The 12,368-nt window shown below is 64.8% G+C and carries 11 protein-coding genes; 4 read left to right on the plus strand and 7 right to left on the minus strand.

Annotation, left to right across the window (positions count from 1 at the left end):
- Nucleotides 1-57 precede the first annotated feature (57 nt).
- Nucleotides 58-1,563, plus strand: coding sequence for an AMP-binding protein (locus tag ACOGXA_RS05865; RefSeq protein WP_419926340.1), 1,506 nt, complete (start codon nt 58-60; stop codon nt 1,561-1,563).
- On the opposite strand, the gene ACOGXA_RS05870 is transcribed toward ACOGXA_RS05865, so the two are convergent.
- From ACOGXA_RS05870 to ACOGXA_RS05900, 7 genes are read right to left on the minus strand one after another with little or no spacing between them, the layout of a single operon-like run.
- Nucleotides 1,544-3,748, minus strand: a complete 2,205-nt coding sequence (locus ACOGXA_RS05870) for a xanthine dehydrogenase family protein molybdopterin-binding subunit (RefSeq protein ID WP_419926341.1) — start codon at nt 3,746-3,748, stop codon at nt 1,544-1,546. The two genes, ACOGXA_RS05865 and ACOGXA_RS05870, sit on opposite strands and share 20 nt — an antisense overlap.
- Nucleotides 3,745-4,221: a (2Fe-2S)-binding protein gene (locus ACOGXA_RS05875; RefSeq protein WP_419926342.1), complete on the minus strand. Its 477-nt coding sequence runs from the start codon at nt 4,219-4,221 to the stop codon at nt 3,745-3,747. The genes ACOGXA_RS05870 and ACOGXA_RS05875 overlap by 4 nt, the downstream gene beginning before the upstream one ends.
- The gene (locus tag ACOGXA_RS05880; RefSeq protein ID WP_419926343.1) at nt 4,218-6,506 is read right to left on the minus strand and encodes a xanthine dehydrogenase family protein molybdopterin-binding subunit; all 2,289 of its coding nucleotides are present in this window, start codon (nt 6,504-6,506) and stop codon (nt 4,218-4,220) included. The genes ACOGXA_RS05875 and ACOGXA_RS05880 overlap by 4 nt, the downstream gene beginning before the upstream one ends.
- Nucleotides 6,503-7,345 carry an FAD binding domain-containing protein gene (locus ACOGXA_RS05885; protein ID WP_419926344.1) on the minus strand — a complete coding sequence of 281 codons (843 nt, stop codon included), beginning with the start codon at nt 7,343-7,345 and terminating at the stop codon, nt 6,503-6,505. Before ACOGXA_RS05885 ends, ACOGXA_RS05880 begins: the two co-directional genes overlap by 4 nt.
- The gene (locus ACOGXA_RS05890) at nt 7,342-8,196 is read right to left on the minus strand and encodes a nitrilase-related carbon-nitrogen hydrolase (protein ID WP_419926345.1); all 855 of its coding nucleotides are present in this window, start codon (nt 8,194-8,196) and stop codon (nt 7,342-7,344) included. The genes ACOGXA_RS05885 and ACOGXA_RS05890 overlap by 4 nt, the downstream gene beginning before the upstream one ends.
- The gene (locus ACOGXA_RS05895) at nt 8,193-8,567 is read right to left on the minus strand and encodes a cupin domain-containing protein (protein WP_419926346.1); all 375 of its coding nucleotides are present in this window, start codon (nt 8,565-8,567) and stop codon (nt 8,193-8,195) included. The genes ACOGXA_RS05890 and ACOGXA_RS05895 overlap by 4 nt, the downstream gene beginning before the upstream one ends.
- A gap of 3 nt (nt 8,568-8,570) precedes the next feature.
- The gene (locus tag ACOGXA_RS05900) at nt 8,571-8,978 is read right to left on the minus strand and encodes a hypothetical protein (protein WP_419926347.1); all 408 of its coding nucleotides are present in this window, start codon (nt 8,976-8,978) and stop codon (nt 8,571-8,573) included.
- A gap of 210 nt (nt 8,979-9,188) precedes the next feature.
- Between ACOGXA_RS05900 and ACOGXA_RS05905 the strand changes: the two genes are divergently transcribed.
- The 3 genes from ACOGXA_RS05905 to ACOGXA_RS05915 all read left to right on the plus strand — a co-directional run bounded on the left by ACOGXA_RS05905 (nt 9,189) and on the right by ACOGXA_RS05915 (nt 12,360).
- The gene (locus tag ACOGXA_RS05905) at nt 9,189-10,157 is read left to right on the plus strand and encodes an ABC transporter permease (RefSeq protein WP_419926348.1); all 969 of its coding nucleotides are present in this window, start codon (nt 9,189-9,191) and stop codon (nt 10,155-10,157) included.
- Complete coding sequence (locus ACOGXA_RS05910) at nt 10,157-11,089, plus strand: ABC transporter permease (protein WP_419926349.1); 933 nt, start codon at nt 10,157-10,159, stop codon at nt 11,087-11,089. The genes ACOGXA_RS05905 and ACOGXA_RS05910 overlap by 1 nt, the downstream gene beginning before the upstream one ends.
- A 74-nt stretch (nt 11,090-11,163) precedes the next feature.
- Entirely contained in the window at nt 11,164-12,360 is a 1,197-nt protein-coding gene (locus ACOGXA_RS05915; protein WP_419926350.1) for a BMP family lipoprotein, read from the plus strand.
- The last annotated feature ends 8 nt before the right edge of the window (nt 12,361-12,368 follow it).

Raw genomic sequence — 12,368 nt, forward strand, 5'->3', positions numbered from 1 at the left:
CTCGAGCCCGCGCCCTGGACTCAAAGGGCGGCATTCGGTGTCGGTAGGGTCGAAAGGGTGAGCGAGCCCTCGGTGTTGGCGGAGTTGGCGGGGCGGGAACTGGATGACTTGGCGTTGGAGGACGACTCCCACCGGGTGACGTGGGCGGAGCTGGACCGGCGCACCCATGCCATTGGGCGGGGGCTGTTGGCTGCGGGGGCATCGCCGGGGGATCACGTGGGGCTGGTGTGCTCCAACCGCACGGAGTTCGTGGAGGTCATGCTGGCCTGCTTTCGGGCCGGGCTGAAGATGACCCCGATCAAGACCAACTGGACCGCCACCGAGATCGCCTACGTGCTCGATGACGCCGGCTCAACCCTGGTGGCGACCGACGCCCCCGCGGCCCGAGACGCCGCCGGCGACCGGCCAGTGGTGTGGATCGGCAACGAATTCGACGCCTGGGTGGATGCCCAAGACCCAGCGCCGTTCCCGGCCGGGGGCACCGGATATCGCATCCCCTACACCTCGGGGACCACCGGACGGCCCAAAGGGGTAGAGCGCACCCTCGACTCGGAGTCCACCTTCGAGCAGTGGTGGGAGTTCTCATCACTGGGGGCCCAAGGGCTGGGTCTGCCCCGCGACGGGAAGCACCTAATGGTGGCCCAGCTCTTCCACGGCGCTCCTTTGGCGTTTGCCCTGGGAGCACTGGCCAACGGCGCCCCCATGCGGATCATGGGCCGGTGGGACGCCGATCAGGCGGTGGACGTCATCAACGACGGGGTGACCGCCTCCATCATGGTCCCCACCATGTTCCGCCAGCTCCTGGCGCTGTCTGAAGAACGCAAGGCCCACCTGGACCACTCCCGCTTGGCCACCGTCCTGCACGGCGGCGAGCCCTGCCCGGTTCCGCTCAAACAGCGCATGATCGAGTGGTGGGGGCCGATCTTCACCGAGTACTACGGCTTCACCGAGGGCGGCATGACCATGTGCAGCTCATCCGAGTGGCTGGCCCGGCCGGGCACGGTGGGCACCCCCATCGGCGAGCTGGCCATCCAGATCGTGGACGACAACGGCAACGTCTTGGAGACGGGCGAGCCGGGAACGGTGTACTTCCGCCGCCCCGAGGGCCGCTACTTCCGCTACATCAACGCCGACGACAAGACCGAAGACGCCTACAACGACTCCGGGTTCTTCTCGGTGGGCGACATCGGCTACCTCGACGAGGACGGCTACCTGTTCCTGTCGGGCCGCAGCTCCGAGGTGATCGTGGCCGCCGGGGTGAACATCTACCCCGCCGAGATCGAAGACGTGGTGTTCGCGGTAGACGGGGTGGCCGACGCCTGCGCGGTTGGCGGTCCCGACCCCGACCGGGGCGAGCAAGTGGTGGTATATCTGGCCGTGGCTGACGGCTTCGCCGACGACGAAGTAACCGCGGCCATCGACGCCGCCTGCGCCGAGCACCTGGCCGGCTACAAGCGCCCCCGCCGCTACATCATCCGCCCCGCCGTCGACCGCGATCCCACCGGCAAAGTCCTCCGCACCAAACTCCGCGACGAGCTCTGGGCTACTTCATCATCGCTTTGATCATCGAGGGCGTTACCGGCAGCTCGGTCACCGCGCCGGGCCGGCCAATCGCCTGGTCGATCGCCGCAGCAAGCGCAGCACCGCAGGCATTAGTGCCGCCCTCACCCGCGCCTTTGACCCCCAGGGGGTTCAACGGGCTGGGAGCATCCTCGGAAAGCAGCACCTCAACCAGCGGCGTCTCCGATGCCGTCGGCAACAGGTAGTCCATGAACGAGGTCACCAGCGGCTGGCCCAGGCTGTCATAGAGAAACTCCTCAAAGAGGGCGCCGCCGATGCCTTGTGCGGCGCCGCCCTGGATCTGTCCCTCGATCAGCATCGGATTGATCGCCCTCCCAACGTCGTAGGCCACCACATATCGCTCGATCTCGACCGCCCCCGTGTGGGGATCGACTTCGACCACCACCGCGTGGGCGCCATACGGGTAGGTCATGTGGTCGGTGTCGAAGGTCGCCTCGGCTCGAAGGGTTCCCCCGCCAGCCGAAGCGATCTCGGCCAGGGTGAGGGATCTGTCGGGTTGGCCTCGCACTCCGATCGCTCCCGCCCGATACTCCAAGTCTTCTGCCTTCGCCTCCAGAATGTCCGACGCACGGTCTAGGGCCACCCCTTTGACGGCATCGGTGGCCAGGCGGGTGGCCGAGCCGGTCATGACCGTCACCCGGCTCGCGAACGCGCCCATGCCACGCGCGATGCGGTCGGTCTGACCGTGGACCACCTCCACATCGCGGTAGTCCATGTCGAGGTCATCGGCGCAGATCTGCGCTACGACGGTTTCTACCCCCTGTCCGACCGAGGCCGCGCCGGTCACCACCTCAACCGATCCATCGCCGCGTACCGAGATCTGGACGTCTTCGAAGGGCCCGAGCCCCGACTTCTCGACGAACATGGCGATGCCGAGCCCGACCAGCTCGCCTTTCGACCGCCGGTGCGCCAACTCGCGGTCGAGCCGCTCGAAATCGATGTGGCCGACGAGGCGCCCGAGGATTCTGGAGTAGTCGCCCGAGTCGAGCACAACGGAGGTACCCAAGACCGCCAACTGCCGGTCGCACGGCATCGCATCAACCGAGATCAGATTTCGCTGCCTGACGCTGACCGGATCGAGCCCAACCAGGTGGGCCGCGGCCTCGACCACTCGCTCGCACACGAAAGTTGCCTCGAACCGCCCGGGAGCTCGATAGGTTCCCGCCGGCGTCTTGTTGCTGAGGCAAATGTGACCCAGAGACCGGTATGCCGGGAATGCGTAAGGTCCGGGCAGCATCGCCGCGGTAAGCGACGGCACGGTAGCGCCGTGGGTGCGGACGTACGCCCCTTGGTCATACCAGAACTCGTCGTCGACCGCGGTAATCAGCCCGTCCCGGTTCACGGCGGCCCTGATTCGATGGCGCTGATCGCGGCTGTGGTTGGCGGCAATGAGATGCTCACGCCGATCTTCGATCCATTTCACCGGACGATTCAGGCGGAGGGCGGCCCACGCCACCAGCACATCTTCTGGATAGAGCTCGCCGCGTATGCCGAACCCGCCTCCGACTGCGCACTCGCGCCCGACTACAGAATGGGGTTCCAGGTCGAGCATGGCCGAGATGGCGGCGCAGGTGTAGTGCGGGACCTTCGATGCCCCGTGGAGCTCTAAGCGTCCTGAATCGGGGTCTGGCCGTGCCAGCAGACCCCGGGTTTCCATGGGGATGCCCGAGTGACGCCCGACGGTGAACTCGAGTTCCAGTACGTGGTCCGCCTCGGAGAACGCCTTATCCACCAGCCCGTACTCGCTTTCGAGCACCATGGCCTCAATCGGTTCCATCTCGTGGGGTTCAATGTCTACGATGACCAACTCCGCTATATCTTCGGCCACGTAAGCATCCTCGGCCACGACAACGGCCACCGGTTCGCCGACATACCGAACCGACCCCCGCGCCAGCACGGGTTGGCGGTAGGGCAACAGCTCGTCGTATCCGATCTGGCGGAAATCGATCAGTGGCACGGAGGCGAGGTCCTCCCCCGTCCACACGCCGATGACGCCATCGGCCCGAAGCGCCTCGGAGACATCTATGTCGACGATCAGCCCCCGGGCGACCTCAGAGCGAACCACTCGCAGATGGGCCTGGTTGGGAAACGAGACATCGGCAATGAACCTGGCCCGCCCACGAAGCAGCGGGTCGTCCTCAAGACGGCGTACCGACTCTCCGATCACTCTTGACCGCGGACGCTGCGAACGGCTTCGATGATCGTCTGGTATCCGGTGCAGCGGCAAAGGTTCGAAGAAAGGGCCGCGCGCAACTCGTCGTCGTCGATGTCGGGCTGTCGGTCGAGGATGCCTTGGGCCAACATCAGAAACCCTGGGGTGCAGAACCCGCACTGGAGGGCATGATGAGCCGAGAAGGCCTCTTGTAGCGGGTGCAGTTCCGAATCATCGCCGGCCAGGCCCTCGACGGTGCTGATCTCGCAGCCTTCGGCCTGTACCGCGAACACCAGGCAAGAGCGGACCGGGTCTCCGTCCATCAAGATGGTGCAGGCGCCACAGACTCCCTGCTCGCATCCCAGGTGAGTTCCGGTCAGGCCGCAATTCTCACGAAGCGTGTCGGCCAGGGTCCGCCTCGGCTCAACCTCAACGCTGTGCTGCTCGCCATTCACCCTCAAAGTGAGTTGCCTTCGATCAGAGCTCATCGAGTGTCCTCCCGCGAGCGGATGAGCGCCCGCACCCGATCAGGGGTGGCCGGCAGTTCATCGACAGCCAGGTCCAGGTGAGCCAGAGCATCGGAGACCGCGTTGAGAATCGCGGCGGGGGCCCCGATGGTCCCCCCTTCACCCAGGCCTTTGGCGCCGGTGATGGTCGCATCAGTGATCGTCTCCAGATGCCGTATCTCGATATCGGGAATCTCGGCCGCCGTTGGCGGCAGGTAGTCCATGAGCGACGCGGTCAAGATGTTCCCGTCTTCGTCATAGACGACCTCTTCGTACAGCGCGTTGGCTATTCCCTGCGCGACCCCTCCACGGATCTGGCCATCGACGATCATCGGGTTGATCAATCTGCCGGCGTCCTCCACCACCACAAACCGGGTCACGGTCGTGGCGCCGGTCTCCGGATCGATCTCCACTTCAGCGATATGGCAGGCGTTCGAGAACGTGCCCCCTGGATCGTAGGAGGCTTCCACCGCCAGCCCAGCCGGCGTGCCGGGTTCGAGGCGCTCGGTGTGGTGGTGAGCGATCCGCGCCAACTCTGAGATGGGAACCCCGACATCGGTCCCGGCCACGCTCGCCCGCCCAGCATTGAAGACGATGTCGTCGGAGTTGGCCTCGAGCACCGCCGCCGCCACCTGCGCCAATCGCTCGCGCAGGCGGCCCGCGGCGATCTGAACGGCACCACCGGCGATCACCATCGAGCGGCTGGCAAAGGTCCCCCACCCATAGGGCGTTCGGTCGGTGTCGCCATGGATGATCCGTATATGGAGCACGTCGACGGCCAGTTCATCGGCGATCACCTGGGCCAGCGTGGTTTCGAGTCCCTGCCCGTGCGGGGAAGCTCCGATGCAGGCTTCGACGAACCCGGATGGGTCCATGTTCATGGTGACCGTTTCGTAACCGATGGTGACGCCCATGGATCGAGTGGCGAACACCGGCGTGCCGTACCCGGTCCGCTCCGCGAAGGTGGAAATCCCCACGCCGAGCAACGGTCCGCCGCCCTTGCGGGCCTTTTCCTGCCGGTCGCGAAACTCGTCGAGATCGAAGTGCTCCACCGCCGCGTCAAGCGATTCGGCATAGGTGCCGGCATCGTGGACCACACCGGTTACCGAGGTGTGGGGAAATTCGGTCACCAGGTTCCGGCGGCGGATCTCCACAGGGTCCATCTTCAACCGGCGCGCCGCGGTGTCCATCAGCCGTTCTAGCGCGGCGGTGATCACCGGACGAGACACACCCCGGTAGGGGGCCACGGGACAGCGGTGGCTGCTCACGCCCCGTGAACGGACCCGGTAGTGTGCCACTGTGTAGGGGCCGCAGAGCTCGCCCATTGCCATCAACGGCTCCACCCCCCAAGTCACCGGATAGCACGACCAGGCGCCCACGTCGCAAGCGACCTCGGCGTCTATCGCCAGCAGTTCTCCCTCGAAAGCGAATCCACCTTTGACTCGATATACCTGATCGCGGCTGTGCCAAGACGACGTGAGGTTCTCCGATCGGTCTTCGATCCACGCGACGCTCCCCCGCCTCTGCAATGCCAGCCAGGCGACCACCACATCCTCGCGGGCCAGCGGAAGCTTCTGTCCGAATCCACCGCCGACGTCGGGCGCCACCACCTGAACATCGGCCTCGGGAATGCAGAGCAGATCACTGACCGCCGTTCGCAGGATATGCGGTGCCTGGGTGGATGCGTGGACGGTGAGGCGCCCGGTCCTCCGGTCGTATGCTGCTGTGGCGCCGCGGGTCTCAAGCGGCAGCGCGGCCTGTCGATGAGACGTGAGCACCATCTCGACCAGGCAATCCGCTTGGTCGAGGGCATCATCGATTTCCGGGGTGGCGAACTGCCCTTCGACAACCGTATTGGTGGTCGCTTCAAACGGATGGACCAGTGGCTCGTCGTCTGGGTCGATTTCGACTATGACCTGCTCGGCCAGGTCTTCGGCCTCTTCCGGCGATCGCCCGACGACCACGGCGACAGGCTCACCCACGTAGCGCACCCGGTCGCGGGCCAGCAGAGGTTGGCTGACCTTGACGAAGTCTGGCCGGTGAAGAACAGCCTCGATCTCGCCGACGCCGGCCGCGTCGAGGTCGGCGGCGGTGCAGCAGGGTCCATCTATGGATCGAATCAAACCGGTCGGCGACGCACTGCGGACGAAGCGTGCCGTCGCCATACCGACCGCCACGTCGCCGACGTAGCGGCCATCACCGCGCACCAGCGCGGGATCCTCGACCCGGCGAATGGAACGCCCGACCCAGGTGTCGCTCAGGGTCACGAGAGCGCTCGCCGGGTCAGCGCCCGCACGAGATCGCGCCGATAGTCGGCGGACCCGTGGATGTCGCCTCGGGGGTCTACTTCCTCGCCGGCCAGCTCCGATACTGCGTCGATGGCATCGGCAGTGAAAGGCTGGCCAACCAGCTCCGACTCGGCCCCAGACAGGCGAATGGGGGTTGCCCCCACTCCCGCAGCCCCGATTCGCGCCTCGGCGACCTGGCCATCGGCAAGCCTTATGGCGGTGGCCACTGCAACCACCGCGAAGTCGCCCGCTCGGCGGCTGAACTCCGAGAACCCGGTTTTCCAGTCGGGGCACAGCCAGGGCAAGCGAACCTCGGTGAGCAGTTCGTCGTCGTCGATCGAGGTGATGAAGGCCGACTTGAACAGGTCGGCGGCGGCGATAACCCGTTTCCCGCGAGCAGAGGCCACGGCAACGTCGGCATCCAGGGTTTGACCCAGCAGGCACCATTCCGCCGCCGGGTCGGCGTGTGCAATGGAACCGCCGAAAGTGCCCCGCAGCCGGATAGGGATATGGCCGACGTAGCGGGCCGCCACGGCCAGCAACGAACTCAATGGCCCATCGAAGTCGGGGCGCTCGAGCTCGATATGGCGCACTCGGGAGCCAATCGCGAGGTGGTCTCCGTTTCTCGTCACCTGGTCGAGGCCGGAAACCGCTCCGATGTCGATGATCATCTCCGGCCGGGCCAGGCGGAAGTTCATCATCGGAACCAAGCTCTGCCCTCCGGCCAAGATCTTGGCCTCGTCGCCGTGCTCGGCCAGAAGGTCCAGAACTCCGGCTACGTCACGAGGCCGTTCGTACCTGAAGGCAGCGGGCTTCACAGTACCGAGCCGTCATACGACAGGCCGTAGACGTCGGTTCGCCGGTCGGCTTGCGGCCGGATCAGCGATCCTCGGTCCTCAGCACGCTCCACATCGTCGAGGTCGACGGTGACGACTTGCTGTTCGTCTTCGGTTCCCGACATCGGACCGGCTGCCACTCTGCCAAAGCTGTCGATCACCAACGACGACCCCAGGAACTCGAATCCCGAAAGCGCTCCCACCTGGCTGGCGCAGGCGATGAACACCTGGCTCAGTTTCGCCTGCAACAAGGCGCCATGAGCCTGAGGACAGAAGCCGTCGGCATCCCATCGCTCCGCGTCAAAGCCCGTGATCCACGCTGAGGGCACACAGATGAGCTCGGCCCCCGACAGCGCCAGCACCCGGACAACCTCGACGAATCGCAGGTCGTAGCAAATGCACAGGCCAATTCGCCCCACGGGAGTCTCGACTACCGGGAGGCCCCTATCGCCCGGCGTGAAGCACCTCTTCTCCCCGGCGAACAAGTGCAGCTTGCGGTAGTGGCCGATGACCCCGGTTTGGTCGACGACGACGGCAGTGTTGTAAAACGCCTCGCCGTCGCGCTCGCAGAAGCCCCCCACGACGAGGCCCGAGTGATCGGCAGCCACCGCGGCCCAAGCATCGACGGTTGGCCCCCACAGAGGCTCCGCCGTGCGGGCCACTTCGTCGGGTTCAACCGTGTACCAGGGCACGGCCAACTCCGGCAGAACCGCCAACTGGGCTCCCTGGTCGAACAGCAACTTCGCTGCTTCGGCCGTGGCACCTCGATTGACACCTGCGTCTCCCGGTGGGCTGCCCAACTGGGCCAGCCCGATCGAGACGGGGCGCGTCATAGGGCGCCACTCAGCTTGAGCAGGTGTCGGTCTGGGGGGCATGGCCCGCCAACGCTGACGATCCGGCTGTCTCGGTCGGCCCGAACGGCATGCTTCACTCCGGCGGGCACGTGGACCGTGTCTCCGGCCTCGAATTCGAGGACACTCTCGTTGTCGAGGTCGGCCACTGACCCGCGGCCCTCGAGGATGAAAATCGTGTCCTCCGATTCTGAGTGGGCATGGGGAACGTTTTCTTCGCCGGGCTCGAGCACCACGTAGTTCATGTTCGCCATCTCGGAGCCCACCCCTGGCCAAACCACTAGGCGGGCGTCCTTGGAGATCAACGGCATGTAGTGGTCGGGCTCATCTCGGTGGAATTGCTTGATGGCCATTGCTCAATCTCCTAGATGGGCGTAGAGCGCGGGATCGGGGGGACAGGGACCGCCCAAGAGCACTGCCCCTCCTGCACCCGCAGTGAATCGGTAATTCGTTGCCGGTTCGATCAGGAACATTGAACCGGTGGTGGCGTCGCAACTTTCGTCGGTGTCGAGGTCGACCATGGTGCCCGAACCTCTAGAGACGTGGTAGACGCACTCCGACTCATGGCTCAAGTCGACCGTGCGACCGCCAGGTTCGAGGGTGATGAGGTGCATCGAGCGTTGTTGCGCCCCCGAGCCGGGCCACACGACCGCATGAGCCGATCCACCGGTCTCGACCACCGGCAGTCCTGGCCCGGGTTCAGAGGCTCGGACAACTTGCACTCGTCCATGCCGCACGTCTTCGATGAGATTGAACGCTACCACGACCCCTCAATCGTCGAGTTTCTGGTGGTTCAGCCTTTTTGAGCGATTCCCGAATGCTGCGACTAATCTCCCGACTACCGACAACGGGGTGAGTAGGTGAGCCAAGCCGAAAATATCGGGCAACCGGCACGACCATGGTGGAAGCTCCCGCCAAGCTCTGAGCTGCCTCCCTCTGTGAACACGATCCTCTCGCTGGCAATCACGCTCGCGATGGTCGCTGTTTTGATTCTCGCCATCGGGGCCAACCCGTGGGAAGCGGCCAAGGCGATTATCAAGGGATCGCTCATCGAGCCGTTCTTCCTCGGCCAAACCCTCATGATCGCGTCCATCCTGGCGCTTACCGGCCTGGCCGCGGCCCTGCCCTTCACATCGAGGTTGTGGAACATCGGAGGCGAAGGGCAGATGTTCGCCGGCGCCATCGCCGCAGTGGCCCTGGGAATCGAGTTGCCGTCTAGCACTCCGAGGGTGCTGTTCATAGCAATCGTCATCCTGGGATCGTTCCTCGGCGGGGCGATCTGGGGGCTCATCCCCGGGGCATTGAAGGCGTTTTACGGCGCCAGCGAGATAGTCACGACGCTGATGCTGAGCTTCGTCGCCGTGTTCGTCGCCAACTACATCATCGCTGAAGTCTGGCCTGACCCCTTCAGCCAGAAGACTGTCTCGATTGCCGAGAATGCCCAATTCCCAACAATCTGGGATGACGGCACCGTCGATATCAGCGTGCTCATTGCTGTAGGGGCGGCGGCTTTGGCCTGGCTGCTGATGACGAAGACATCGCTTGGCTTCTCCATCCGTGCGATCGGGGCCAACGCCAACGCGGCGCGGCTGGCCGGCGTGCGGACAAAGCAGGTCACGCTGCTCACCTTCTTGGTCGCGGGCGGGTTCGCCGGGTTGGCCGGTGGGGTCGCCGTAGCGGGGATCTTCGACGACCTCGACCTCAACTTCTCTAGCAATTTCGGCTTCATCGGCATCGCCGTCGCCCTATTGGCACGGCTGAAGCCGTCCCTGATCATCCCGGCCGCCTTCTTGTTCTCCCTGCTGCGGGTGGGGAGCAACAGCCTCCAGGCTTCGGCGGACATCTCGCCGTCCTTAGGAGACATCATTGTCGCGGTCTTCGTGATCTTGTTGATGGTCACCGGCGCCATTCGATTCCGCTACGCCCAGAATGTGGCCGACTGATGCCGTCCGAAGCAATCATCATCGCCTTCTTCGCCACTGGCTTGCAGCTCATGGTGCCGATTCTGCTGGCGGCGCTCGGCGAAACGATCTCCGAGCGCAGCGGCGTGCTCAACGTGGGCATCGAAGGGTCCATGCTGATCGGCGCGCTGGCCACCGCCCTCGTCGGTATCGAGACCGAGAGCGTCACGCTGGCCCTGGCCTTCGGCTGGTTCGCCGGGATCTGTGCCGGAGTGGTTTTGGCGTTCCTCTACGTCAACCGCGGGACGGACCAGATCGTCACCGGCCTGCTGTTCAATGTGTTCGCGTTTGGCCTCACCGGGGTGCTGCACGATCGATTCGTCGGGGGAAAGATCGGTCCCACGCTCTCACCGTTGGATATCCCGCTGATCGGCGATATCCCCAAAGTCGGAGACGTGCTCAACGGACAGAACTCAGTGTTCTGGATAACGCTCGCCATCGTCGTTCTTGTCTTCTATTTGATGCACCGCACCTGGTGGGGCTTGTATGCCCGCGCCGCGGGCGAGCGCCCGCACGCAACCGAGTCCGGAGGGCTTGACGTACAGCGATTGCGCTATCCGGCAGTGATCCTCGCCAACGGCTTGGCCGCGTTCGGGGGGGCCGCCTTGGTCATGTCATCCGCGGGCGGCTTCGTGCCGGGCATGACCGAAGGCCGTGGTTTCATCGCCCTCGGTGTCGTCGTGGTAGCCCGGTGGAATCCGTTTCTGGCGCTGGCCACATCGGCTTTGTTCGGCCTCAGCCAGGCACTTCAGTTCATTGCCGGCCAGGTAGACCTGCTCGATGGCGTCCCCCACCAAGTGTGGCTGGCCCTTCCCTACGTTGCGACCGTGCTGGCGGTGTTGCTGTCCCGCGGCAGTCGGTATCCGGCCGCGGTGGGCATCCCGTGGCGGAGAGAAACTGCTGGCCGAGCGTAAGCTCGCTGGCGCTCCCGTCAGTCGCAATCTATATTCAGGAGAGGCTGCAAGGCCTTTAAACCTAGGGGGGGGACATGTCAAGTCATCGACTTTTGAAGGTACTGGCTATCTTTTTTGCATTCGTGCTGGTCGTTGCCTCATGCGGCAACGACGACGATGAAGAGAGCGAGCCTACGGCGCCGGCCGCTACCGAAGCGCCGGCCGCGACGGAGGCACCGGCCGCGACGGAGGCACCAGAGCCGGAGCCAGAACCGGAGCCGATGGAACCGTACCGCGTCGTGTTCTTCTACCCAGGAACCAACGACGACCTCAGCTGGTCGAACGCGTGGTATGACGGAGCGCAGACGGCGATAGCCGACAACCCGAACATCGAGGTTGAATTCGTCGAGCTGCTCAATGAGCCCGACGCCTACGTACAGCAGGGATCGGCGTTCGCTGACGAGGGATACGACTTCATCCTCTTCGCCCATGGCGCCATGGTCGACCCCGCGATCCAAGTAGCCGAGAACTTCCCCGACACCCAGGTATGCATGGCGCCGCACCATCCGACGGACGCGACGCCGCCAGCACCGGACAATCTGTGCTGGGTCGAGGTTGACCAGCACAACGCCAACTTCTTGACCGGGGTCATTGCTGCTCTTGTTACCGAAACCGGCTCGATCGGCTCACTCAACGGATTCGAGTTCCCGGCGCTGACCCGTCAGCCCGAGGCCTTCCACCTAGGCGCTCGGTGTGTGGACTCCAATATCAGCTTCTCGCAAGAGTTCATCAACACCTGGGGCGACACTGCCGTGGCCAAGGCAGCCGCACAGTCCCTCATTGCCGGCGGAGCCGACGTGATCCTCTCCGCAACCGACCAAGCGGTGCTGGGCATCATCGACGCCGCGCAAGAAGCCGACTCCCAGGTCTGGGTGGTGCCGTCCTACTACGACAGCTTCGATATCGCCCCCGACGTGGTGATCACATCGGCCATCCACGGACTGGCCGATGCCGGCCGAGTGATGATCGAGCGGGCCTACGCTGGTGAGATCGGTCCCTCTTCGTACCATCAGTTCGACGTTACGAACACCCCGGGCATCATCGCGGCGCCGCTATACGACAACGCCGATGCCCTCAGCGCAGAAGACCAGGCTGTATACGAAGACATCGATGCCAAGGTCCGCTCGGGGGAGATCAGGATCCCCGACGAGACTGCCGGCGATCCGACCATCGGCGCATCAGGATCTGCTGCGGAAATCGATGTGACCGCGCTCGGCTGCACGCCGCGCTAGCCCAACGG

This window comes from Candidatus Poriferisocius sp. (assembly GCF_965208475.1).
Taxonomy (GTDB): Bacteria; Actinomycetota; Acidimicrobiia; order Acidimicrobiales; family Bin134; genus Poriferisocius.